Below are 22245 nucleotides of genomic sequence, written 5' to 3' on the forward strand. Positions count from 1 at the left end.
CGCGTCTTGCCCGTCAGGCGGCAGGAGCGGGCGGGGCAAGCCATTGCCGCACGATCGCGGCATCGGGGTCGCCGATTTCATGGCCCGAAGCGACGATACGCGCGTCGACCTCGGCGCCGCGCTGGCTGAGCAGCGTTACCAGGGCCGGCGCGAAGGGTCCGTAGGTCAGGTCGGCGGCGCCGGCGACAATCAGCGCCTTGATGCCGGTCAGATCGGTTGCCGGCGTCTCGTCCAGCACCGGCATCGGCCGCAGCAGTGCCGCCCGTCCGACAAGGCCGGGATGGAGCAGCATCAGGCTGGAAACCAGATTGGCGCCGTTGGAATAGCCGAGGAAAGCCGCGCGCTTCGGATCGATCCGGTGCCGCTTCATGGCCTCGGCCATGAAGCGTGCGAAAGCGGCCGTCTCGCGGCGGATGCTGGCCTGCTCGAAGCTGGTCGGCGTGATCCGCTCGAACCAGCGGAAGCCGTCGTCCTGAACGATGCGGCCACGCACGGCGACCAGGCAGGCATGCGGTGCGATCTGCCTCGCCAGCGGCACCAGGGTCGTCTCGTCGACACCTGATCCATGCAGCAGGAACAGGCATTCGTCGCTGGCCCCGCCGGATCCGAAGAAGCGATAGGGAAAGGCCAGATCCAGCCGCGGCAGGCTGTTTTCGACGCTTGTATCGCTCATGCCGTATCCTTTTGATTACATTTCGTTTCACTCAATTTGCCGGCTTCAAAACGCAATATTTTCATGCTCCGCGAAAGTTGATTGAACCGGGCGCATTTCAGTCCGTTTCTGCGCCGATATACTCCATCGCGGAGGAATCGAAGCGGTGCGCCGGGGGTCGCATTGCTGGGCATGAACAACCAGCTTTGAGGCCTTTTGTCGATGACCACCCCAGTTCCAACCGAGCGCGATACGCGCATCGATGTGCTGCGTGCGCTCGCGCTGCTGACGATCTTCGTCGACCATGTGCCGGGCACGGCTTTCGACACCCTGACCTACAAGAATTTCGGCTTTTCGGATGCGGCCGAGGCTTTCGTGCTGATATCGGGCATTTCGGTCGCGCTTGCCTATGGCACGAAGTTCCGCCCGGGAGGCCGGCTGCTCGCGACGCTGAAAATGTGGCGGCGGGCAGGCGTGCTCTATATCGCCCATATCGTCACCACGATGGCGGTAATGGCATTGTTCTGTGCCGCGGCGGTGTTCGGCCGGCGGCCGGAACTGCTGAAGCTGATCAACATCGAACCGCTGATGAAGGACACGCCCGAGGTGCTGGTCGGCATCGTCACGCTCGGCCACCAACTCGGCTACAACAACATCCTGCCGGTCTACGCGGTGCTGCTTTTGCTGGCGCCGGCCTTCTTGCTGTTCATCAGCTACAGGCCGCTTGCAGCGCTGACCGTGTCCGGCCTGCTGTGGCTTGTAGCCGGCATCTGGCAGATCGCCCCGCCGAACTATCCCGAGCCCGGCCTGTGGTTCCTCAATCCGCTGTCCTGGCAGTTCCTGTTCAACATCGGCCTTGCCGCCATGCTGCATGTCAGGCGCGGCGGCGTCATTCCAGCCAACCGCTGGCTGATCGGTCCCGCCGCTGCCTATGTGCTGGCCGCGTTGGCATGGGTGCATAGTCCGCTTTGGGGCCAGGTGACCTGGTTCGACCTGCCGGTGGTGCTGACCGGCTTCGACAAGACATTCCTGTCGCTCCCGCGGCTGCTGCACATCCTGGCGGTCAGCTATCTGGTGGTGGCACTGCCTGCGGTCTCGAACCTGTTCCGCACCGGACCCGACCATCCGCTGGCGATACTCGGCAAGCGCTCGCTGCCGGTGTTCATCGCCGGCACGCTGATCGCCATGGTCGCCCAGGTAATGAAGCTGATCAATCCCGGCGGCCTCGCCTATGACAGCCTGCTGCTCGCCGCCGGCATCGCCATGCAGTTCGCGCTCGCTTTCTACCTCGAATGGTTGTCGACCATCGGGGGTTCGGGGAAAGCCAGGACGACGCAAAAGGACGCCAAGCCCGTCCAGGGGTCGTTCGGTATCTCGGCCGTGGCTAGAGCCAACCGCTGAGGTCGGCGAGTCGGTTCAGCGGGGCGGTGGAGCCGAGGAGGCGCGCACAATCAGTTCGACCGGCAGCAATTGCCGACTGACCTTGCCGTCGTTTTCCAGGATCGCCTTGACCGCAAGCCGGCCCATCTCGGCGATCGGCTGTGCGACGGTGGTCAGTGGCGGCTCGGATAGCGCTGCTTCGGGAACGCCGTCGAAACCGATGACCGAAACATCATCGGGGACATTCAGCCCGCGCGCGCTCAGCCATTCAAGCGTTGCCAAGGCCATCCTGTCCGACATCGCCAGGATGGCCGTGGGTGGTTCGCCGGAAGCAAAGATCGTTTCCAGCCCCGCCTTTGTGGTGGCGGCATCGTTGGCGGTTTCGTAGACGGGCACTTTGGATGTATCGATGCCAACCCGCGAAAGCTCCCGGAAGTAGCCGGTGAGGCGATCGCGTGTCCCCGCATAGGCCGCGGCGCGAAGCTCCTCGGGCGAAATGATGCCTGTCCTGCCGTCGGCGAAAGGCAGCGCCAGCACGGCAAAGCGGCGATGCCCGAGTTCCGTCAGATGGCGCGCCGCCAGGCTGGCGCCGGCGATGTTGTCGACGCCGATCGCCGCGACGGATCCATCCTCCGAATCCAGGTCCAGCGCCACGAAGGGCAGTTTGCGCTCACGCGCCAATTCGACAAGGCGCGAGCCGCCTTCGATACAGAAGACGATGAAGCCGTCGACAAGGGCGCTCTGGATATTCCAGGCAAGCTGTTCGGTGTTGGCCGCCGAGACTAACGAGATACCGGCCCCGGTCGCATCGCAGGCCTGCGAGATACCGGCCATCATCACGCGCGCGAAGGGATCCTCGAAGAAATAGGAGAGGGGCTCCGCGGTGGCCACGCCGATGGCGTTGACCTTGCCGGCCCGCAGCAGGCGGCCCTTGGGATCGGGGCCGGCATAGCCCATCGCCTCGGCCGCCGCACGGACCCGTTCGCGGACTTCTTCGCGCACGATCTCGGGGCGGCTGAAAACGTTGGAGGCGGTGCCGTGCGAAACACCGGCTGCCTTGGCGATGTCGGCCAGCCGGACGGGTCGTCGATTGCCTGCGGTGAGTGACGCCATTTGCGCGTGCCTCCTGACATGCATTTAGCACGTTCCCGATTTGCATCTAGCACTTTCGTTGGATCGATTCAAATTTTGCTTGACCGGCGGCTTCCATAGGCCTATCTTTGAATCGATCCAACTAAGATCTGCCTGCTGGATTAAACCTAGATGGGAGGTGCGCCATGCATCCTGTTAACTATCTGTTCGAAGACATCTACCGCAACGACTGGAGCATCGGGTCGGCCGCCAACAAGTCCAAGCGCCGCGGCGGAACAAGCCCGTGGATTCGCGATCTGCGCTTCCTGGTGGCGCGCAAGCGGAGCTGACTGGCGTGAATTTTTTGCGTCGGCCTATTGGATCGATTCAATTCAAATCAAGAGGAGAAGAGCCATGCATCCCATGAAGCATCTGTTCGACGACATTTATCGCAATTATTGGGGCATCGGCACGGCCGCGGAGCGGCCAGAGGCGCCGCGCCGCGCGACGCTCTCGGCGCGCAACCGCGATCTTTGGATCCGACTTGAACGTCGCCGGGATTGAAACCGGCCGCGCATCTCAGGGTCGCCGACGCACCACGGCGGAGACAGCTATGGTCAGCCAGCCTGCGATGAGCAGGGTGCCTCCGATCGGCGCCGACATCGGAAACAGCCTCGATCCGAGAAAATCGCGGGCGAGAAGATCGCCCGTGAAAAGCACGAGCCCGACGAGCAGCACCAGGCTGGCTAACCGCAGCGGGCGATTCGCGTCGAGGAGACCGACGGCGAGAAACACCGGTGCGTGCATCAGCAGGAACGATGCCGCCGTACCGGTGAAGGCGCCGCCGAGATGTGCGGCGGCCGCCGACAGCGCCACGCCGGCCGCGCCCACGACGCCGGCGGCGAGCACAAGCAGACGGCTGCCGGTCGTTTCGGTCAGGTTCATGTCGACGCTCCTTCGGTTGATCGGCTGGGCAGTTCGTCAGGGCTTGCCCGCTTCCATCAACATATGCCGCGTCCGCCGCGCCTGGACAATCCAGTTGTAGACCGCGCCGAGCGCCATCAGCACCGACGTGCCGAGAAACACCGCCCGCATGCCGAAATGGCCGCCGACGAAACCGCCGGCAAGCGGTCCGGCGACCTGGCCGACATATTGGGCCGAGATCGAAAGACCGAGCACGTTGCCGCCGACGCCGTCGGGAATGTTGTGGCGGATGACGCTGGTGATGCAAGGCAGCAAACCGCCGAGCGCCAGGCCCATCAGGAAGCGCAGCCCGATCAGTTGCCAGCCGTCGGTGACGAAGGCCTGCGGAATGAGCAGCAGCGCCGACACGGCCAGCGCGCCGACGACGACGTTCCAGTGACCGACGCGGTCGGCGAGCCTGCCAAGCCATGACGCCGACAGGATTGCGCCAAGGGCGGCCGCCGACATCACCACGCCGGCAACGAGCGTCACCCGGCTCTGGTCCTCGATCAGCTGCTGCACATAGACGGTGATGATCGGCTCGATCGACATGGTGGCGAAGGCCAGCAGCATGCCGGTCGTCAGCATGGCCACGACCGGACGCTTGTCGGCAATTTGCGACCAGCCGCTCTTCGGCTTTGCCGCCGTCGCGGCTTTGCTTGCTTGCGGGCGCTGGTTCTCCTTGATCAGGAATGTCGTCGCCAGAAAGGCAAGGAAGATGACGCCGCCGGACAACAGAAAGGTCGCGCGGATGCCGATTACCGGCGGCAGCGCGCCGCCGAGCAAGGGGCCGACCAGCGAACCTGCCGTGATGCCAGCGGACAAGACACCGAGCGCCCAGCCGGAGCGGTCCTTCGGCGTCTGCATGGCCACCAATATGGTCGAGCCGGAGGAATAGCCGCCGGCAAAGCCGATCAGCAGGCGCAGCAGCACCAATTGCCAGACCGTCTCGACCATTCCGGTCAGCGACATGCAGATCGCCATGCCGAAGGAGGCGCGCACCAGCATCAGCTTGCGGCCGTAGCGGTCGCCGAGCCGTCCCCATAACGGCGCAACGAGCGCCGCCGCGAAGAAGGTCGCCCCATAGGCGATGCCCGACCATTGCACGATCGCCGCATGGCCCTCGACGCCCAGTTGCTCGACATAGAGCGGCAGGAACGGCAAGAGCAGGGTCATGGCGATGAGCGTGCTGAACGAACCCGCGAAGCAGACGGCGAGATTGCGCCGCCAGTGGATATTGTAGCCGCCCTGTTCCGTATCGTTCTGCGTCATGCCGTGCCTGCGTGTGCCAGGGATTGTTGTGGATACCATTTTGGGATACCAAGTCGGTATCCGTCATGGACCCACAGCCCGACCGCTGTCAATGCGGGCACGTGAAAAGGCAACAACGATGTCGCAGATGCACAACGTCGAACGGCAGCTCCGCGAGATGATCCTTGGACTTGAGATCGGCCCGGGTGAGAAACTCACCGAGCGCTGGATCGAAAGCCGCTTCGGCGCCTCGCGCACGCCGGTCAGGGCTGCGCTGCTGCGGCTCGAAACCGAAGGGCTGGTCGGCAGGGACGGGCGCGGCTGGACGGTCTCGCCCATCAACCTGGCCGAACTCGAGCAGATCGCGGTCTACCGCGAAGCGGTCGAGGTCGCGGCCTTGCGGCTGACATGCGGGCTTGCCGACAGAAGTGCCGTCGATGTCATCGAGGCTATGCTCGTCTCCTGCGACGACGACACTCCGCGCGAGGAATGGCATCGCGTCGGCATGGATTTCCACATCGAGCTGGCGCGACTGTCCGGCAATGAATTCCTGTTTCGGGCCGTCCGCGACGCGATGACCAGGCTTTCGCGCGCCCGTTGGCTGGAGGTACGCGATGGAGCGGCCCTTGGCCGCGCGTGGGCCGAACATCATGCCATCCTGGCCGCCGTGCGGAGCGGCGATGCACAGGAAGCCGCGCGCTTGCTCTCGCAGCATATCGTGGGCAGTCGCGACCGTCTGTTGACGTCGCTGGCCAATGATCGCCGCGGCCTTCGCGCCAGGGGATTTGCCGTCGTGGCGGCATAATGCGGCCTGCAGGGCAGGCCACTCGCCGCCGAAAAAAGGACCACCGGCCCCGAGCCCCACTTTCGGCCTCGCTTCGCGGACGCCGATGGCGTAGGACCGGGCGATGGAAAACAACCGATTTGAAGTACCCGTGACCGTCAAATCAGTCACGGCGGGAAGTACACAGCTCTTACGCTCGGCCCGCGAGGCTTCCGACTATCTCATGAACAGCTGGCCCGGCAAGCGCACCCCCAAGCATCGCGCGGCGCTGCAGGCCTGCCACGATGCGCTGGCCGGCGACAAGCCGGCCATGAACGCAAGGCGCGCCTTTATCGCGGCGGCGCGTGAAGTGGACGTCTTCGTCAGCGACAAGGCGCCGGCCTGATCCAGGCCGGATTGCCGCCGCGCGCCGTCATTCCTCTGTTTCAATCTCGGCGTCAGTCTCGGGTTTCTGACGCTCCCGCGCCGCAGCCTTGGCCGCCAGCTTTTCGGCCTTCTTGGCCGCCTTCTGGCGATCGCGTTCTTTGCGTTCCTGATCGTAATTTGGTGCTCGTGCCATAGCGGCTCCTTTTTTGCTGTTCTTGTGGGCTGACTACGCGTCGTTCGCCTTCCGACGTCTCGGAGCCGGCACCAGGGTTCCTATAAGCTGCTTCGGTCGATCACAAGGTCGGCGGCGCCGAAACGCTCCTTTGCCGTCAGCTGCTGATGCCAATAGGGATAGAGCAGGGGCGGGCGGCTGACCGCGTCGAGGCGATCACGTTCTTCGCCGGCCAGCGTCAGGCTGGCCGCCGCGATATTGTCCCTGAACTGGGCCTCGTTGCGCCCGCCGATCACAAGCGAGCTGATAGCCGGCCGGCCAAGCAGCCAGGCAAGCGCCACCTGTGCGGCGGACACACCGCGGGCCTTGCCGATTTCGACCAGCACATCGACGATCCGCCACAGCCGGTCCTCGTCGCGGATTGGCGGTTCGGACCAGCCGGCGACCTGGCGCGCGGTCGGGCTGTCACGGTGATACTTGCCCGACAGCAGGCCTCCCGCCAGTGGGCTCCACACCAGCACGCCCAATCCCTGGTCGACCGAGATCGGCAGCAGCTCGTATTCGGCTTCGCGTGCTTCGAGCGTGTAGTGGATCTGCTGGGTGACGAAGCGCGGCTGATGGCGGGTGTCACTGATGGAGAGCGCCTTCATCACCTGCCAGCCGGAATAGTTGGAGCAGCCGATATAGCGGATCTTCCCCTGGCCGACCAGCGTGTCGAGCGCGGCGATGGTCTCTTCGAGTGGCGTCACGCCGTCCCATTCGTGCAGGAAATAGATATCGATGACGTCGGTCTTGAGCCGCTTAAGGCTTTTCTCGCATTCGCGGATCAAATGATGGCGCGACAGGCCTTCGTCATTGGGACCGTCGCCGATGCGCATGCGCGCCTTGGAGGCGATCAGCACGTCGTTCCTGCGCTTGCCGCCGAGTGCCTCGCCGATGATCTCCTCCGACAGGCCGTCCGAATAGACATTGGCCGTGTCGATGAGATTGATGCCGGCATCAATGCACAGATCGATCATGCGCTTCGCCTCGGCGAGATCGCTGTTGCCCACAGCCGCGAACGGGCCGGCGCCGCCAAAGGTCATGGTGCCCATCGTCAGCGCCGAAACCTTCAGGCCGGAACGGCCGAGAGTGCGGTATTCCATGTCAGTCCTCGCGATTGAGAAGAATGGCCCGATCAGGTTGCTGGATTTGTAGGACAATCCGTGCGGCTTGTCGCCCTCCGGCCCCAGCACACCGATGAGCGGCCGTGGCGTGCCCCTGCAATAAAACCGTCATTGCCGGCCTATACTCAGTCGATCAGGGCGTTGCGCGCCGCCGTCAGGACGCGACCAGTGCGCCCGGTCGTTGCCGGAGGCGGCAGCTTGCAGATGGAGGAACACCGATGAATGAATCCATACCCAAGTCCGGCGCCCGGGACTGGCTGGAAGCCGAACTCGCCGACACGCTCGACGAGGACTATGAACTGGAGATGTCGGAACCGGCGCTGTCGCTGGAGATCGCCAGGATCTACAAGAACGCGCATCCGCCTTCTATCGACCGCATGCAGTATTTTCGCGACCTGATCGGGCTGCAATCCGAGCTGATCAAGCTGCAATCCTGGGTCGCCTACCACAAGAAGAAGCTTGTGGTGATCTTCGAAGGCCGCGATTCGGCTGGCAAGGGCGGCGTCATCAAGCGCATCACCCAGCGGCTCAACCCGCGCATCTGCCGCGTCGTGGCGCTTCCGGCACCGACCGAGCGAGAGACGTCGCAATGGTATTTCCAGCGTTATGTGCCGCATCTGCCGGCCGGCGGCGACATCGTTCTGTTCGACCGCTCCTGGTACAACCGCTCCGGCGTCGAGCGGGTGATGGGTTTCGCCGGGGCCGATCAGGTGGAGGAATTCTTCCGTGACGTGCCGGAGTTCGAGCGCATGCTGGTCCGTTCGGCATCACGCTGGTCAAATACTGGTTCTCGATCACCGACGAGGAACAACAGATGCGCTTCCTGATGCGCATCCACGATCCGATGAAGCAGTGGAAGCTGTCGCCGATGGACCTGCAGTCGCGGGTGCGCTGGGAACAGTACACCAAGGCCAAGGAAGAGACCTTCGCCCGTACCAACATTCCGGAGGCGCCCTGGTTCATCGTCGAGGGCAACGACAAGAAGCGCGCCCGGCTGAACTGCATCGACCACCTCTTGCAGCAGGTTCCCTACGAAGAGGTGCCGCACGAGGAGATCACGCTGCCCGAGCGCGTCTTCAATCCCGAATACGAGCGCCAGGTGCTGCCGCGCGAGCTTTACGTGCCGGAGAAGTATTGAGTGAGGCGAGCGGGTGTCGCTCGAGAGCGGCACCCGCGTCAGGCTAGGCTCGCTCGATAACCACATGTGTGGCGTCGGGCGTCGCGGTCTGTTCGGTACAGCGGTAGCCAAGCTTGACCATGTCGAGACCGGCGAAGAGGTGCTCGCCGGAGCCGAGCAGCACCGGCGAGATCGCCAGATGCATCTCGTCGATGAGCCTCTCCTGGAGGTACTGCCGGATGGTGGCGACGCCGCCGCCGACCCGCACATCGCTGCCATTGGCCGCTGCCCTTGCCTGCTCGAGCGCCGAATGGATGCCATCCGTAATGAAGTAAAAGGTCGTGCCGCCCTCCATGACGATCGGCTCGCGCGCATGGTGGGTCAGCACGAAGACCGGCACATGATAGGGCGGGTTGTCGCCCCACCAGCCCTTCCAGTTTTCGTCAGGCCATTCGCCGCGGATCGGCCCGAACATGTTGCGGCCGAGGATCCAGGCGCCGACATTCTCGAAGCTGCGCGCCGCGAACGCCTCGTTGATATCGGTTGTGCCGCCATCGTCTCCGAGCACCATCTTGCGGAAGGTGCGGGTACCGATCATCCATTTGTGCAGGGCTTCCCCACCGACGCCGAGCGGGTTTTTCAAATCCTGGTCGGGACCGGCGCCGTAACCGTCGAGCGACAAGGTGAATGCGTTGACGCGAAGTCTGGACATGGAAAGCCTCCTCAGACCAGTTGTATTTTGCAAGCAGTTACTTTCTAGCAAACCGATTGCAAATTGCAAGTAGTATTTTCAGCGATCGAGAAGATGCATATCCGTACTTCGCCCATGCGATGTCCAGAGTGAAAGTGGCGGCTGCCGAGACAGCCGCCATCCGGCTCATTCGCCGGTGAGTTCCATGAAGAGCATATGGTTTGAAGGCGCTGGGAGGAAACTATGCTCTCAGCATCTCCGCCACCTCAGGGGCGAAATAGGTCAAAATGCCGTCGCAGCCGGCGCGTTTGAACGCAAGAAGCGATTCCAGCATAGCCTTTTCGCCGTCGATCCAGCCATTGGCGCCCGCCGCCTTGATCATCGAATATTCGCCCGACACCTGGTAGGCGAAGGTCGGCACCGCAAATTCGTCCTTCAGCCTGCGGATGATATCGAGATAGGGCAGGCCGGGCTTGACCATCAGCATGTCGGCGCCTTCGGCCAGGTCCTGCTCGGCCTCGCGCACCGCTTCGTCGGAATTGGCGTGGTCGATGTAATAGGTCTTCTTGTCGCCCTTGAGCAGGCCGGCCGTGCCGACCGCCTCGCGGTACGGCCCGTAGAAGGCGGAGGCGAATTTCGTTGCATATGACATGATCGCCACGTCCTGGAAACCGTTTGCGTCGAGCGCGTCGCGGATGGCGCCGATGCGGCCGTCCATCATGTCGGACGGCGCGATGATGTCGGCGCCGGCCGCGGCTTGTATGACGGCCGCCGCGGTCACCTGTTCCACCGTCTCGTCATTGACGATGAGACCGTCGCGCAGAATGCCGTCATGGCCATGGCTGGTGAACGGGTCGAGCGCGGCGTCGGTGATGACGCCGATCTCAGGCACCGCGTCCTTGATCGCGCGCGTGGCGCGGTTGATGACGTTGTCGGGATCGAGGATATGCGAGCCGGTCTCGTCGCGCAGCGAAATGTCCACATTGGGAAAGGTGGCAAGCGCGGGGATGCCGAGCTTCGCCGCGCGTTCGGCCTCCTTGACGGCAAGGTCGATCGACAGGCGGAAGACGCCCGGCATGGCGGCGATCGGCTCGCGCACTTGTCTGCCGTCGACGACGAAGATCGGCCAGATCAGGTCGTCGACGGAAAGCCTGTTCTCCTGCACCAGGCGCCGCGACCAGTCGGCCTTGCGCATGCGTCGCAAGCGGCGGCTGCCGGTGATGTCGTCGACGCTGCGCGCGCCGGCAGGTTTTGCGGGGGTGAATCTGTTCATCGCCAAAACTCTCGTTTGGCCGGCTTTTATCACGCACCCGTGGTGCTGACCAATGCGACACGTTTGTGCCAGCAATCCGGTCGGGTCCTTATTCGGGTTGCCCGTTGCCCGAAAGGATCTGCGCCGCACCGCGCATGCCGACACGGAACGCCTCGTCGAAGCCGACGCCGCGCACTTGCCAGGCGTAGGTCTTGCCGGCCTTGGCCAGCCGCCAGTCGGCGATCCAGCCCAACTCCTTGTCGCTCCAGACGATGCTGCCGGAAAGCGCTTGGTCGGCGCCGGCCATTTTCGCAACCGTGTCCAGCTTCGCCATGTCGGCGTCGCGCATGATCCTGTCGTCCAGCCCCGCCTTCGACAGCAGCGCTGCCGTGGGGAAGGTTACCTGCATGGCGATCGGCGCGGCGGCATTGCCGAACGACTCGCGCATCAGCACGCCGCGCTCGTCATCGGCATCGAGCGCGAAATGCTTGACGCCGCGCTCGGTCGACAAGAACACCGCCAGCCGTGGCCTTTCGGTCAGCCATGGCCTGCTGCCGAGCGAAGCCAGCACCGGATCGATCATCGCCGGGCTGTACTGGCAGTAGAGATTGTGAGGCCGATCATACGTGCCCTGATCGTCATGGTTGGGAATGCCTTCCATGCGATCGCGGTAGCGAAAGGCCGTCACGAAGCTGCCGGCCTTGTCGCGCAGCGCCGCCATCTCCGGTTTCGCCGGCAGGCGCTGGTCGCCGGAAACCCGGACCAGAACCGCGTCGAGGCAACGTTTGAAGCCGGCCTGGCGGTTCTTCTCGTACCGACCGTTGACGATGGTCTGCGACTGGTAAAGATCGGCGAGGCTTGCCGCCAGGGTCGGTTGCAAAGCCAGGCAAATGACGATCAGCCCGATCGTCATCGGCACGAGGCGCGCAAATCCAGCCATGAGCAACACCCCATTGGAAACCCGCTACAGCTGCGCAGTCGCCGTGCGGTTCCCGGCGTTGCGGCGACAACGGCTCTTTTAGCACTAGGCTCCGGCACGAGCCAAGACGCGCTGCCGGCATGCCGGCATTGACGCGGCCATGGGCCACGCTTTAGCACTTCAGTCCCGGCGGAGCGGGGGAGGGATTCTTTCACGATGGATTTTGGCGGAGGCGACGAGATCCGCTTCGAACATCTGGGCCGGGCCGGCATCGTCACGTTGACGCGGCCGCGGACACTCAATGCGGTCACGCACGGCATGGTCAATGCACTCGCCAAGGCATTGCACGCTTGGGAGCGGGACTGGAGCGTCGACGTCGTCGTCGTCAAGGCCGAGGGTAGGGCGTTTTCGGCCGGGGGCGACATTCTCCACATCTATGAGGCCGGCCGGGCCGGTAAGCCGCCTGTCGAGTTCTTCGCCGACGAGTATCGGCTGAACGCCCAGATCGCGCGTTTCAAAAAACCTTATGTGGCGCTGATCGACGGCATCGTCATGGGCGGCGGCGTCGGCATCTCCTTTCATGGATCGCACCGGGTGATGACGGAAAATGCGCAGTTCGCCATGCCGGAGGTGGGTATCGGCTTTTTCCCGGATGTCGGCGCCAGCCATCTGCTGCCCGATCTTGGCGGTTCCTTCGGCATGTACCTGGCGCTGACCGGCAATCGTATCCGCTATGGCGACGCGTTGTGGTCCGGGCTGGCCACGCATACGATCAAGGCGCAGGACCAGGCTGGCTTTCTCGACCAACTCGCCGCCACCGGCGATCCCGAATCGGTGCTGCGCGGCTTCTTCATCCCGGCGAAGCGCGGGACGGACAGGCAGGTGCTGGAGGCGATCGCCCATCACTTCGCGCAGGCGTCGCTTGCCGATATCATCGGCAGCCTGGAGCAGGCGGCAGGGAGCGATGAGTTTGCGGCAAGGACGCTGGCGACGATCCTGACGCGCTCGCCGACCAGCCTTCGTGTCGCCTGGCGCCAGATCACTGCCGGCCTGACGCTGCCGATGGATCAATGCATGAAGATGGAGTTCCGCATCCTCAACCGGATGCTCGCGGGCCACGATTTCTACGAAGGCATACGCGCCACCATCATCGAAAAGGGTTCCAAGCCGCAATGGCTGCCGGCAACCCTCGATGCGGTCGACGACGCGGATGTCGATGCCTATTTTTCCTCGCTCGGTGAACGGGAACTCGCGTTATGAGTGAGGTGACGTCCAGACGCGTCGTGCTTCAGCCTTCAGGGGTGGAGGTTATCTTCGCCTGGTTCCAGCGAATCATATCAGGATACTGCCTGCTGTTCGGTATCCTGTACTGGATCAGGCTTATCGGCTTCTATCCCGGCTCGCTGTGGCGCTTCGACCTGATGCCGGTCCACTGGCAGGTGACAGCGGTGATGCTCGCCGTGTTTTTTCCCTTTGCCGCAGCCGGCCTATGGATGCTGGCTTCCTGGGGGCCGGTGATTTGGTTCATCTGCGCCGCGACGGAGATCGTCATGTATGCCGGCTTTCCCGAACTCTTCGGCCACCGCCCGCTCATCGTCGTCTCGCATGCGGGGGTGGCGCTGCTCTATGTCGTTTTCCGCCTCGTCATCTATCTGCAGAAGCGGTCGCCCCGGACCTGAAGCCGGCACGCGCCGCCGGCGATCCGGCGGATCGGATTTCGCCCTGAAATCATTGGCTAAATCTTTAGGTTAATTATCCTTGCTCGAGTGACCGTTCGTTAAGCGTCTTGCGAAACCTATTACCGGTAAGCTCTTGTTAGCCTTGGCGTTTAAGTCGAATTTTATGAGTATTCGATAGTGTCGCGATCAAGGTGAAAAACAAAAAATCACCAGGGCGACAAACGAGAGGCAAAGACAATGATCAATTCGCGTCCGGCGGCAAAGACCGCCAACGTTTCCGACGACCGCCGCGAGGCAATCCGTTCCCTGTACATGGAATCGCTCCAACTGGTCGAGCGCCTGCACCGCCGTCTGCTCGACGTGATCAAGGACGAGTTCGACCGCAATGGCCGTTCCGACATCAATGCCATCCAGGCGCTGCTGCTCTTCAACATCGGCAATTCGGAGCTGACCGCCGGCGAGTTGCGCTCGCGGGGCTACTATCTCGGCTCGAACGTCTCCTACAATCTCAAGAAGCTTGTCGATCTCGGCTTCATCAACCACCAGCGCTCGCGCATCGACCGTCGTTCGGTCCGCGTCTCGCTGACGCCGAAGGGCAACGAGGTGGCAGACGTGGTCGCCGGTCTCTATGAGCGCCATGTCGGCTCGATCGAGCAGGTCGGCGGCATCAACACCGACGAATTCAAGCAGATGAACCGCGCCCTCCAGCGCCTCGACCGCTTCTGGAACGACACCATCGCTTACCGGATGTAAGCCACACCAATCAGAAGCCGCGCCACAGAAGCGCGGCCGCAACAGCGACCTCCAGTCAGGGCCGGTGCCGAAAAGCATCGGTCTTTTCTTTTCGTTGCGCTGGCCGAAGCAAATTGGGGGCCAAGGCCACGTTGCCGCCATATTCCAATGGAACCGAAGATGGCAGTGATGCTGTGGTGAAGACCATGAGTTCACCCGCAGCCGCGTAGCCTTGCGCGTTTTCACACCGAGGTGATGCGGACCATGGTTGGCTAATTGTTAAGATTGCCAATTTTAGAGTGCGGGCGAGATCGCCCGATGATCAACGCAGCAAGTGTTCGAACTGCTACAAATGTCTGGAACGTCCATGAGAACCAGCCGCCGTTTCTTCCTTTCCGGAGCCTCCGCGCTCGCAGCCGCCGTTGTTGCCGGCCGCGCCAGCGCGCAGGATGTGATCGGGGACATCCTGAAGTCCTCGGCGCGCGGCAACTGGGACGATCAGTTCGACGCCCGCGCCAGCGCAGGCGGCAAGGTGGCCTCGACGCTGCCGATCTTCAGCCCGCAGACCGTGGCCTTCACCGAGCAGGCTGTGGCGCAGTACCAGAACATTGTCGGGCAGGGCGGCTGGGTCGAGGTTCCCGCGACCAAGAAACTGCAGCTCGGCGTCGACGATCCCGATGTCGTGCCGCTGCGCAAGCGCCTGATGGTCGCCGGCGACCTGTCGCAGAGCGCCGGCATCTCGACGGCCTTCGATTCCTATGTCGACTCGGCGGTCAAGCGCTTCCAATTGCGCCACGGCCTGCCGGCCGACGGAGCGCTGGGCAAATATACCTACGCGGCGATGAACGTTTCGGCGCAGATCCGGCTCGGCCAGTTGCAAACCAATCTCCAGCGATTGAAGGAGAAGGCGGGCACGCTTGGCAGCCGTTATGTGCTGGTCGATATTCCGGCAGCGCAGGTCGAGGCGGTCGAGAACGATCGCGTCGTGCTTCGCCATACCGCGATCGTCGGCAAGATCGATCGCCAGACACCGATCGTCAATTCCAAGATCAACGAGATCATCGTCAATCCATATTGGAACGCGCCGGTGTCGATCGTGCGCAAGGACATCATCCCATTGATGCGCAAGGACCCCGATTATCTCAAGAACAGCCATATTCGCCTGTTTGCGCCAGACGGCAGCGAAGTCGATCCGATGAATGTGGACTGGTCGACCGATGACGCGGCCAAGTACCGTTTCCGCCAGGACCCCGGTTCGGACAACGCCATGGCGTCGGTGAAGATCAATTTCCCGAGCCCGGACGGTGTCTACATGCACGATACGCCGCAGCAGAGCCTGTTCGGCAAGATGATGCGCTTCGATTCCTCGGGTTGCGTGCGCGTGCAGAACGTGCGCGACCTCGTCACCTGGATCCTGCGCGACACGCCCGGCTGGGACCGTCAGCATTTCGAGGCTGCGATCAAGACCGGCGAAAACACGCCGGTCCAGGTCACCAACCCGGTGCCGGTGCATTTCCTCTATCTCTCGGCCTGGTCGACGGGCCCCGGCGTCGTCCAGTTCCGCGACGACATATATGGCCTCGACGGAAACAACGAGCTGCAGATCACTTCGTCGCTCTAAGCGATTGATTATTCAGGGAAAAGGCCGCTCTTGAGCGGCCTTTTTCTGTCGCCGCCGCTAGGCCGTTCACACCGCCGCTGACCTCCAACTCTGCGTAGGCGCGCTCCGGCTGGACGAAGCGCGGGCGATTGCGCATGGTCGGCAAAACTGCCGGAATCGGACCATGCAAGTTGCCGTCTTCATCCTCGTCGTGCTCGTCCTAGTGGCGCTTTCCGGTGCATTGGTGCGGCTGGTGCGGGTGCCGCTGCCGGTGCTGCAGATCGCCATGGGTGCTGCGCTGGCCTGGCCGGCGCGCGGGCTGCATGTCGAGATCGATCCGGAACTGTTCCTGCTCGTATTCATTCCGCCGCTTCTGTTCGCCGATGCCTTTGCTGCGCCCAAACGCGAGCTTGTCGCCTTGCGTGGCCCTATCCTCGACCTTGCCATTGGACTGGTCTTCTTCACCATCGTCGGATTTGGCTACGCCTTGCATTGGCTCGTGCCCAGCATCCCGCTCGTCGTCGCTTTCGCGCTCGCCGCGGTGCTGTCGCCGACCGACGCGGTGGCGGTGTCTTCCATAGTCGACAGGAACATCGTTCCGGCGCGGCTGATGCACATATTGGAAGGCGAGTCGCTGCTCAACGACGCGTCGGGTCTGGTCATGTTCCGCTTTGCCGTGGTGGCGGCATTGACCGGCAGCTTTTCCTTTGCCGCGGCCTCGCTGAGCTTTCTCTATGCCGTGGCTGCCGGCATCCTCGCCGGCATGGCGGCGCTGTTCGTTGCCGCCAAGGCGCTGCAACTGCTCAACCGCATCGGCGGCGTGCCGGCGGAGGCGCAGGTTCTGGTCATGATCCTGGTGCCTTTCGTCTCCTATCTCGGCGCCGAGCATATCGGCGCCTCGGGCATCCTGGCGGCGGTCACCGCCGGCCTGTTGACCGGAGTTTCCGGCATGTTCCGCTTTCTCGGTGTCTCGGCGCGCATGCAGACGATGTCGCTGTGGTCGACGCTGTCCTTCGTCTTCAACGGCGCGCTCTTCATTCTGCTTGGCCTGCAATTTCCCGATATCATCCGTAAGGTGCCGCCGGAGTTGTCCAGCCGGCACTGGATCATCGAGCCGGTGCTGACAGTCCTGCTGCTGACCCTTTGCCTGATCGGCCTGCGTTTCCTGTGGATATGGATCGGCGACATGGCGGGCGCCATGGCGGCGCGGCTCGGCAAGCGAAAGGCCGAGCCGTTCGGCCTGCGCGTGCGGCTCGCCGGATCGGTCGCCGGCGTGCGCGGAGCGATCACGTTGGCCGGTATCCTGTCGCTGCCGCTCACCTTGCAGGACGGCTCGCCGTTCCCGGCCCGCGACGTGGTGATCTTCCTCGCCGCCGGGGTCATCATCTGCTCGCTGGCCATCGCCAGCCTCGCGCTGCCGAAGATCGCTCGCGGGCTGGTCGAACCGGGCGAGGACCCGGCAGCGGCCGAGGAGCGCCGGGCGCGGGTCGGCGCAGCCAATGCGGCGATCGCCAGGATCGAGAGCATCGCCAATGAGGCAGGCGAGGGCGGGGCCGTCGAGGCACGGCTCGCCGTTGCCGACAGCATCGTCGCCGGCTACCGGCGCCGCATCGCCGCCTCCGACGAGGCCGACGAAGCGCGTGCCGAGGCGCGTGAGGCGAGCCGTCTGGAGCTTGAACTCAGGGCGGCCGGCATAGAAGCCGAGCGCGCCGCGCTACGCGCCATGTTTCTCAGCCGCGAGATCAATGACCATACGATGCGGGCGCTGTTTTCCGAGATCACCTTGACCGAGGCTCTTCTGAAGCAGCGGCGCGACAGGAAATAACGGTTCGCCGCTCTGCTTGCCGCAATCGGGCCAGCAAATTTCGCGCCGCAAACGTGGCGAGGCGAAAACAACTGTGTTAATGGCGCGGCGAACCCAATCCTGTCACACAAAAATGTGCAGGGGTTTGGGACAACGGCATGCGCAAGACAAAACCGACCTCCGGACCTAAGGAATTCAGGCCATGGCAACAGCAGCGGCAGCGTCGAACAAATTCGAATCCTTCTTCGAAACCACGCTGGAAGATGCCGATCCGGAAATTTTCGGCGCGATCCGCAACGAACTCGGACGCCAGCGCCACGAGATCGAACTGATCGCGTCTGAGAACATCGTCTCGCGCGCCGTGCTCGAAGCGCAGGGTTCGATCATGACCAACAAATACGCCGAGGGTTATCCGGGCAAGCGCTACTATGGCGGCTGCCAGTTCGTGGATGTCGCCGAGGAGCTGGCGATCGAGCGCGCGAAAAAACTGTTCGGCTGCAACTTCGCCAATGTGCAGCCCAATTCCGGCAGCCAGATGAACCAGGCGGTGTTCCTGGCTCTCTTGCAGCCGGGGGACACCTTCATGGGCCTCGACCTCAATTCCGGCGGGCATTTGACGCACGGCTCGCCAGTCAACATGAGCGGCAAATGGTTCAAGGTCGTGTCCTACGGCGTGCGCAAGGACGACCACCTGCTCGACATGGACGCCATCGAGAAGACGGCGCATGAGACGAAGCCGAAGCTGATCCTGGCCGGCGGCACCGCCTATTCGCGCATCTGGGACTGGAAGCGCTTTCGCGAGATCGCCGATGCGGTCGGCGCCTACCTCATGGTTGATATGGCCCACATCGCCGGCCTCGTCGCCGGCGGCGTGCATCCCTCGCCGCTGCCGCATGCCCATGTGGTGACGACCACCACGCACAAGTCGCTGCGCGGCCCGCGCGGCGGCATGATCCTGTGCAACGACGAGGAGATCGCCAAGAAGATGAACTCGGCGGTGTTCCCCGGCCTGCAGGGCGGACCGCTGATGCATGTCATCGCCGCCAAGGCGGTTGCCTTCGGCGAGGCGCTGAAGCCGAGCTTCAAGCTCTATGCCGAGAGCGTCGCCGCCAACGCCAAGGCGCTGGCGTCCAGCCTACAGGAGACTGGCCTCGACATCGTGTCGGGCGGCACCGACAACCACCTGATGCTGGTCGACCTGCGCCCCAAGAATGCCACCGGCAAGCGCGCCGAGGCAGCGCTTGGGCGCGCCAACATCACTTGCAACAAGAACGGCATCCCCTTCGACCCGGAAAAGCCCTTCGTCACCTCCGGCGTGCGGCTCGGCACGCCCGCCGGCACAACGCGCGGCTTCGGCCAGGCCGAGTTCCGCGAAATAGGCAAGCTGATCGCCGAGGTGCTGGATGGCCTCAAGGCCGCCAATTCCGATGAGGGCAATGCCTCGGTCGAGGCCGCGGTCAAGGCCAAGGTCGTGGCGCTGACCGATCGATTCCCGCTCTACCCTTATCTCGGTTGACCTCGCGCCACGCGTCATCTCTTATCCGCCAGCGGCGCGCCGACCCCCGATCGGTCGACGCGCCGAACTGGAGACCAGACGATGCGTAATTTCCGTCCCGCCATCCTTGGCGCCCATGGCTTGCTGGCCGTTTCCCTGACATTGCCCGGGACTGCCCTTGCGCAGACCGCCCCTGAAGTGCCCGCCACCGCTACCTTCGGCAGATGGACAACCATCGTCGATACGCTCGACACCGGGCAGGATGCGCGCAAGACCTGCGCCGCTTCGACTGCCTTTTTCGATGCCAGCGGCAATTCGGGCACGCTGACGCTGTCGATCTCGAACGGCGACGCCATGCCGCCGGACGCCTACCCGGCCATCATGCTTATTGTCGACAACCGGAACCTGCCCACTGGCAAGAAGATCGCCGCGACTTTTGGTGATCCTGGCGTCAAGGTTTCCGCCACCGTCTATTCGAACGATGCCGTGAACGGCCGTCCCAGCTGGACGGTCGACAACCAGCCCAAGACCAGTCTCGCGCTCTTGCGAGCCATGCGCAAAGTCACCTCGCTCGATGTCGCTTTCGGCAAAGAGGCTTTCGCCAGCATTCCGATGGACGGCTTCACTAAAGCCTACCGCAACCTCGGCACATCATGCGGCTTTCCGACCAAGGACGTTGCACCCTAGCCAAGCGCGCGAAGGCGGGTGCTGGCAATCTGCCTCGCGGCTCGCTATCTCTGACGCGAAAGGGTCTGCGTGCCTTGCCATCGTGGCAAAAGGCTCTAAGCCTTTTCGCCTCACCAGATTCGTGAACCCAAGGCTCTCAATGCGCTGTCCCTATTGCCAGTCCGAAGATACGCAGGTGAAGGATTCGCGCCCCGCCGAGGATGGCGCGGCGATCCGCAGGCGTCGCGTCTGCCCCGATTGCGGCGGCCGTTTCACCACCTTCGAGCGCGTGCAGTTGCGCGACCTCGTCGTGGTCAAGAAGTCGGGGCGAAAAGTGCCTTTCGACCGCGACAAGCTCTTGCGCTCCGTCGAGATCGCGGTGCGCAAGCGCAATGTCGATCCCGAGCGCATTGATCGTGCCGTGACCGGCATCGTGCGCCAGCTGGAAAGCTCCGGCGAGACCGAAGTGGCCTCGGGCGAGGTTGGGCGGCTGGTCATGGAAGCGCTGAAGTCGCTCGACGACGTCGCCTACGTCCGCTTCGCCTCGGTCTACCGCAATTTCCGCGAGGCCAAGGATTTCCATGAGCTGCTGGGGGAATTGAAAGGCGACGAGGACAAGAGCGAAGAGGACGCTGGCTGAGCATGGCGGAACACAGCGAGGCCGGACAGGCAGCCCTTGACCGCCGTTTCATGGCAGCCGCACTCAGACTGTCGCGCAGGAATGCGGGCCGGACCTCAACCAATCCTTCCGTTGGTACACTCATCGTGCGCGACGATGGCTTGGGCCCGATGATTGTCGGCACCGGCGTCACCGCTGTCGGCGGCCGCCCGCATGCCGAGACCGAGGCGCTCGCCGAAGCGGGCGAACTGGCGCGCGGCGCCACCGCCTACGTCACGCTGGAGCCTTGCGCGCATCACGGACGCACGCCGCCTTGCGCCAACGCTCTGGTCAATGCCGGCATCGCGCGCGTCGTTGGCGCCGCCAGCGACCCCGATCCGCGCGTGTCAGGCCAAGGCTACGCGATCCTGCGCACCGCGGGCGTCGATGTTGTGGAGAATGTCCTGGCGGCGGAGGCCGCCGAGCAGATGGCCGGCTATCTCATTCGATCGCTTAGGAAACGGCCGGAAGTGACTCTCAAGCTAGCGCTTTCCAGCGACGGCAAGATCGGCATGGAAGGTGTTGGGCAGGTGTCGATCACAGGCGACATTGCGCGCCGTGAAGTCTATCTAATGCGCGCCGAAGCCGATGCCATCCTGATCGGCATTGGCACGGCGCTGGAGGACGACCCGGCGCTGACGGTGCGCTTGCCGGGATTGGAGAACCGGTCGCCGGCGCGCATTGTGCTCGACAGGCAGATCAGGCTGCCTGAGACTTCGAAACTGGTGTCCGGTGTCGACAGGGTGCCGCTCTACGTCGCGGCTTGCCTGGAAGCCGATCCTCTGCGGCGGGCAACGCTCGAACGCGCCGGCGTGCGTTTCATCGGCACCGAGACGCATGAAGGCGGCGTGGCGCTGCCGGAACTGCTCGAGGATCTTGCTGCGCTCGGTATGGCCAGCGTGCTGGTCGAAGGTGGAGCCAAGGTGGCCAGCGCCTTCCTGTCGGAGGGCCTGGTCGACCGCATCGTGCTGTTCCGAGGACCGGAGGCGATTGGCAAGGGGGGCATTGCATCGCCCATCGATGCCAACCATGTCCCGGCGGGATTTCGCAAACTGCGCGAGATGCGGTTCGGCGAGGACAGCTACGCCGAGTGGATAAGAGACTTTTAGGATCAACACCGATGTTTACCGGCATTGTTACCGACATAGGCACCGTCGCGGCCGTCAAGCCGCTGCGGGAAGGCGTGGGATTGCGTATCGACACCGCCTATGATCCCGAAACCATCGCCATCGGCGCCTCGATATCATGCGGCGGCGTTTGCCTTACCGTGACGGCCTTGCCCGACAGCGGCTCGAACGCGCGCTGGTTCGAAGTCGAGGCCTGGGAGGAGGCGCTCCGGCTGACGACGGCGATGGGCTGGAAGTCAGGCACGCGCATCAATCTTGAGCGGGCGCTGAAGATCGGCGACGAGCTTGGAGGCCATATCGTGTCGGGCCATGTCGACGGCACCGCCGAGATCGTCGAGCGCAAGGACGAGGGCGATGCGGTGCGCTTCACGCTGGAAGCGTCGCGCGAGCTGGCGAAGTTCATCGCGCCGAAAGGCTCCGTCGCGCTCGACGGCACCTCGCTCACCGTCAACAAGGTGGAAGGCACCCGCTTCGACGTGCTTCTGATCCACCATTCGCTGACCGTCACCACCTGGGGTGAGCGCCAGGTCGGCGACCGCGTCAATCTCGAGATCGATACCATGGCCCGCTATGCGGCGCGCCTGGCGGAAGCGGCGAAAGAGGGGCTTTGAGCATCGCCGAGCTGTTCATGAGGAACTAGCGGTGATGGAAAACAGGAATTCCAAAGTGCAAGCGCGGCTGGGGTGGCCGATGTAGATGC

At 63.6% G+C, this 22245-nt stretch carries 24 protein-coding genes and 1 pseudogene; 16 read left to right on the forward strand and 9 right to left on the reverse strand.

Features of this window, described 5'->3' with window-relative positions:
* Nucleotides 1–13: 13 nt before the first annotated feature.
* Nucleotides 14–673, reverse strand: coding sequence for an alpha/beta hydrolase (locus FJ443_RS19625; protein WP_140515667.1), 660 nt, complete (start codon nt 671–673; stop codon nt 14–16).
* Nucleotides 674–874: 201 nt separating this feature from the next.
* On the opposite strand from FJ443_RS19625, the gene FJ443_RS19630 reads away from it, so the two are divergent.
* Nucleotides 875–2053 carry an OpgC family protein gene (locus FJ443_RS19630; protein WP_140665428.1) on the forward strand — a complete coding sequence of 393 codons (1179 nt, stop codon included), beginning with the start codon at nt 875–877 and terminating at the stop codon, nt 2051–2053.
* Between the two features lie 15 nt (nt 2054–2068).
* Here the strand turns inward: FJ443_RS19630 and FJ443_RS19635 are convergent, their stop codons facing one another.
* Nucleotides 2069–3145 carry a substrate-binding domain-containing protein gene (locus FJ443_RS19635; RefSeq protein WP_140665431.1) on the reverse strand — a complete coding sequence of 359 codons (1077 nt, stop codon included), beginning with the start codon at nt 3143–3145 and terminating at the stop codon, nt 2069–2071.
* Between the two features lie 164 nt (nt 3146–3309).
* On the opposite strand from FJ443_RS19635, the gene FJ443_RS19640 reads away from it, so the two are divergent.
* Together FJ443_RS19640 and FJ443_RS31215 are read left to right on the forward strand one after the other, a co-directional pair.
* A complete protein-coding gene (locus FJ443_RS19640; protein WP_140494076.1) occupies nt 3310–3453 on the forward strand; it encodes a hypothetical protein in 144 nt (47 codons plus the stop codon).
* A 64-nt stretch (nt 3454–3517) separates the two neighbouring features.
* A complete protein-coding gene (locus FJ443_RS31215) occupies nt 3518–3667 on the forward strand; it encodes a hypothetical protein (RefSeq protein WP_181165119.1) in 150 nt (49 codons plus the stop codon).
* A 15-nt stretch (nt 3668–3682) separates the two neighbouring features.
* Here FJ443_RS31215 and FJ443_RS19645 read toward each other — a convergent pair whose 3' ends face one another.
* On the reverse strand, nt 3683–4048 hold the full coding sequence (locus tag FJ443_RS19645; RefSeq protein ID WP_140650032.1) for a DUF423 domain-containing protein: 366 nt from the start codon (nt 4046–4048) through the stop codon (nt 3683–3685).
* Nucleotides 4049–4084: 36 nt separating this feature from the next.
* Complete coding sequence (locus tag FJ443_RS19650) at nt 4085–5338, reverse strand: multidrug efflux MFS transporter (RefSeq protein ID WP_140557018.1); 1254 nt, start codon at nt 5336–5338, stop codon at nt 4085–4087.
* Nucleotides 5339–5456: 118 nt separating this feature from the next.
* Here FJ443_RS19650 and FJ443_RS19655 point away from each other — a divergent pair, with 118 nt between their 5' ends.
* Entirely contained in the window at nt 5457–6122 is a 666-nt protein-coding gene (locus FJ443_RS19655; RefSeq protein ID WP_140494070.1) for a GntR family transcriptional regulator, read from the forward strand.
* A gap of 103 nt (nt 6123–6225) precedes the next feature.
* Nucleotides 6226–6486, forward strand: coding sequence for a DUF982 domain-containing protein (locus FJ443_RS19660; RefSeq protein WP_140494068.1), 261 nt, complete (start codon nt 6226–6228; stop codon nt 6484–6486).
* Nucleotides 6487–6513: 27 nt separating this feature from the next.
* Here FJ443_RS19660 and FJ443_RS19665 read toward each other — a convergent pair whose 3' ends face one another.
* Nucleotides 6514–6660, reverse strand: a complete 147-nt coding sequence (locus FJ443_RS19665; RefSeq protein ID WP_140494066.1) for a hypothetical protein — start codon at nt 6658–6660, stop codon at nt 6514–6516.
* Between the two features lie 80 nt (nt 6661–6740).
* A complete protein-coding gene (locus tag FJ443_RS19670; RefSeq protein ID WP_140515679.1) occupies nt 6741–7784 on the reverse strand; it encodes an aldo/keto reductase in 1044 nt (347 codons plus the stop codon).
* A 239-nt stretch (nt 7785–8023) separates the two neighbouring features.
* Here FJ443_RS19670 and ppk2 point away from each other — a divergent pair.
* Nucleotides 8024–8943, forward strand: a pseudogene (ppk2, locus tag FJ443_RS19675) (polyphosphate kinase 2).
* A 43-nt stretch (nt 8944–8986) separates the two neighbouring features.
* Here ppk2 and FJ443_RS19680 read toward each other — a convergent pair.
* The 3 genes from FJ443_RS19680 to FJ443_RS19690 all read right to left on the reverse strand — a co-directional run bounded on the left by FJ443_RS19680 (nt 8987) and on the right by FJ443_RS19690 (nt 11805).
* Entirely contained in the window at nt 8987–9634 is a 648-nt protein-coding gene (locus FJ443_RS19680; RefSeq protein ID WP_140665434.1) for a dihydrofolate reductase family protein, read from the reverse strand.
* Nucleotides 9635–9854: 220 nt separating this feature from the next.
* Nucleotides 9855–10886 (reverse strand): porphobilinogen synthase, encoded by a 1032-nt coding sequence (hemB, locus tag FJ443_RS19685; RefSeq protein WP_140631536.1) that lies wholly within the window; start codon nt 10884–10886, stop codon nt 9855–9857.
* Between the two features lie 88 nt (nt 10887–10974).
* Entirely contained in the window at nt 10975–11805 is an 831-nt protein-coding gene (locus FJ443_RS19690) for a DUF2066 domain-containing protein (RefSeq protein ID WP_140565191.1), read from the reverse strand.
* 195 nt (nt 11806–12000) lie between these two features.
* Here FJ443_RS19690 and FJ443_RS19695 point away from each other — a divergent pair, with 195 nt between their 5' ends.
* The 10 genes from FJ443_RS19695 to FJ443_RS19740 all read left to right on the forward strand — a co-directional run bounded on the left by FJ443_RS19695 (nt 12001) and on the right by FJ443_RS19740 (nt 22156).
* Entirely contained in the window at nt 12001–13044 is a 1044-nt protein-coding gene (locus tag FJ443_RS19695; RefSeq protein WP_140665436.1) for an enoyl-CoA hydratase/isomerase family protein, read from the forward strand.
* Nucleotides 13041–13463, forward strand: coding sequence for a DUF6163 family protein (locus tag FJ443_RS19700; RefSeq protein WP_140665439.1), 423 nt, complete (start codon nt 13041–13043; stop codon nt 13461–13463). Before FJ443_RS19695 ends, FJ443_RS19700 begins: the two co-directional genes overlap by 4 nt.
* 237 nt (nt 13464–13700) lie before the next feature.
* On the forward strand, nt 13701–14216 hold the full coding sequence (locus FJ443_RS19705; RefSeq protein ID WP_013896002.1) for a winged helix DNA-binding protein: 516 nt from the start codon (nt 13701–13703) through the stop codon (nt 14214–14216).
* Nucleotides 14217–14562: 346 nt separating this feature from the next.
* Nucleotides 14563–15816, forward strand: a complete 1254-nt coding sequence (locus FJ443_RS19710) for a murein L,D-transpeptidase (RefSeq protein WP_140494050.1) — start codon at nt 14563–14565, stop codon at nt 15814–15816.
* 163 nt (nt 15817–15979) lie between these two features.
* A complete protein-coding gene (locus FJ443_RS19715) occupies nt 15980–17620 on the forward strand; it encodes a Na+/H+ antiporter (protein WP_140494048.1) in 1641 nt (546 codons plus the stop codon).
* Nucleotides 17621–17801: 181 nt separating this feature from the next.
* A complete protein-coding gene (gene glyA, locus FJ443_RS19720; protein ID WP_140494046.1) occupies nt 17802–19115 on the forward strand; it encodes a serine hydroxymethyltransferase in 1314 nt (437 codons plus the stop codon).
* 81 nt (nt 19116–19196) lie between these two features.
* The gene (locus tag FJ443_RS19725) at nt 19197–19781 is read left to right on the forward strand and encodes a hypothetical protein (protein WP_140494043.1); all 585 of its coding nucleotides are present in this window, start codon (nt 19197–19199) and stop codon (nt 19779–19781) included.
* Nucleotides 19782–19920: 139 nt separating this feature from the next.
* Complete coding sequence (gene nrdR / locus FJ443_RS19730; protein WP_010915593.1) at nt 19921–20400, forward strand: transcriptional regulator NrdR; 480 nt, start codon at nt 19921–19923, stop codon at nt 20398–20400.
* Entirely contained in the window at nt 20397–21527 is a 1131-nt protein-coding gene (gene ribD / locus FJ443_RS19735) for a bifunctional diaminohydroxyphosphoribosylaminopyrimidine deaminase/5-amino-6-(5-phosphoribosylamino)uracil reductase RibD (RefSeq protein ID WP_181165168.1), read from the forward strand. The genes nrdR and ribD overlap by 4 nt, the downstream gene beginning before the upstream one ends.
* A gap of 11 nt (nt 21528–21538) precedes the next feature.
* Entirely contained in the window at nt 21539–22156 is a 618-nt protein-coding gene (locus FJ443_RS19740; RefSeq protein WP_140494039.1) for a riboflavin synthase, read from the forward strand.
* Nucleotides 22157–22245: the final 89 nt, after the last annotated feature.

The organism is Mesorhizobium sp. B2-6-1, from assembly GCF_006440475.1.
Taxonomy (GTDB): Bacteria; Pseudomonadota; Alphaproteobacteria; order Rhizobiales; family Rhizobiaceae; genus Mesorhizobium.

Excerpts from the sequence above, each read along its gene's own strand:
- FJ443_RS19660 (WP_140494068.1), top strand. The coding sequence starts at position 6,226 with ATGGAAAACAACCGATTTGAAGTACCCGTGACCGTCAAATCAGTCACG.
- FJ443_RS19640 (WP_140494076.1), top strand. The coding sequence starts at position 3,310 with ATGCATCCTGTTAACTATCTGTTCGAAGACATCTACCGCAACGACTGG.
- FJ443_RS19705 (WP_013896002.1), top strand. The coding sequence starts at position 13,701 with ATGATCAATTCGCGTCCGGCGGCAAAGACCGCCAACGTTTCCGACGAC.
- FJ443_RS19740 (WP_140494039.1), top strand. The coding sequence starts at position 21,539 with ATGTTTACCGGCATTGTTACCGACATAGGCACCGTCGCGGCCGTCAAG.
- hemB (WP_140631536.1), bottom strand. The coding sequence starts at position 10,886 with ATGAACAGATTCACCCCCGCAAAACCTGCCGGCGCGCGCAGCGTCGAC.
- glyA (WP_140494046.1), top strand. The coding sequence starts at position 17,802 with ATGGCAACAGCAGCGGCAGCGTCGAACAAATTCGAATCCTTCTTCGAA.
- FJ443_RS19655 (WP_140494070.1), top strand. The coding sequence starts at position 5,457 with ATGTCGCAGATGCACAACGTCGAACGGCAGCTCCGCGAGATGATCCTT.
- FJ443_RS19690 (WP_140565191.1), bottom strand. The coding sequence starts at position 11,805 with ATGGCTGGATTTGCGCGCCTCGTGCCGATGACGATCGGGCTGATCGTC.
- FJ443_RS19650 (WP_140557018.1), bottom strand. The coding sequence starts at position 5,338 with ATGACGCAGAACGATACGGAACAGGGCGGCTACAATATCCACTGGCGG.
- FJ443_RS19680 (WP_140665434.1), bottom strand. The coding sequence starts at position 9,634 with ATGTCCAGACTTCGCGTCAACGCATTCACCTTGTCGCTCGACGGTTAC.
- FJ443_RS19700 (WP_140665439.1), top strand. The coding sequence starts at position 13,041 with ATGAGTGAGGTGACGTCCAGACGCGTCGTGCTTCAGCCTTCAGGGGTG.
- nrdR (WP_010915593.1), top strand. The coding sequence starts at position 19,921 with ATGCGCTGTCCCTATTGCCAGTCCGAAGATACGCAGGTGAAGGATTCG.
- FJ443_RS19630 (WP_140665428.1), top strand. The coding sequence starts at position 875 with ATGACCACCCCAGTTCCAACCGAGCGCGATACGCGCATCGATGTGCTG.
- FJ443_RS19625 (WP_140515667.1), bottom strand. The coding sequence starts at position 673 with ATGAGCGATACAAGCGTCGAAAACAGCCTGCCGCGGCTGGATCTGGCC.
- FJ443_RS19670 (WP_140515679.1), bottom strand. The coding sequence starts at position 7,784 with ATGGAATACCGCACTCTCGGCCGTTCCGGCCTGAAGGTTTCGGCGCTG.
- FJ443_RS19710 (WP_140494050.1), top strand. The coding sequence starts at position 14,563 with ATGAGAACCAGCCGCCGTTTCTTCCTTTCCGGAGCCTCCGCGCTCGCA.
- FJ443_RS31215 (WP_181165119.1), top strand. The coding sequence starts at position 3,518 with ATGCATCCCATGAAGCATCTGTTCGACGACATTTATCGCAATTATTGG.
- FJ443_RS19725 (WP_140494043.1), top strand. The coding sequence starts at position 19,197 with ATGCGTAATTTCCGTCCCGCCATCCTTGGCGCCCATGGCTTGCTGGCC.
- FJ443_RS19635 (WP_140665431.1), bottom strand. The coding sequence starts at position 3,145 with ATGGCGTCACTCACCGCAGGCAATCGACGACCCGTCCGGCTGGCCGAC.
- FJ443_RS19695 (WP_140665436.1), top strand. The coding sequence starts at position 12,001 with ATGGATTTTGGCGGAGGCGACGAGATCCGCTTCGAACATCTGGGCCGG.
- FJ443_RS19715 (WP_140494048.1), top strand. The coding sequence starts at position 15,980 with ATGCAAGTTGCCGTCTTCATCCTCGTCGTGCTCGTCCTAGTGGCGCTT.
- FJ443_RS19645 (WP_140650032.1), bottom strand. The coding sequence starts at position 4,048 with ATGAACCTGACCGAAACGACCGGCAGCCGTCTGCTTGTGCTCGCCGCC.
- FJ443_RS19665 (WP_140494066.1), bottom strand. The coding sequence starts at position 6,660 with ATGGCACGAGCACCAAATTACGATCAGGAACGCAAAGAACGCGATCGC.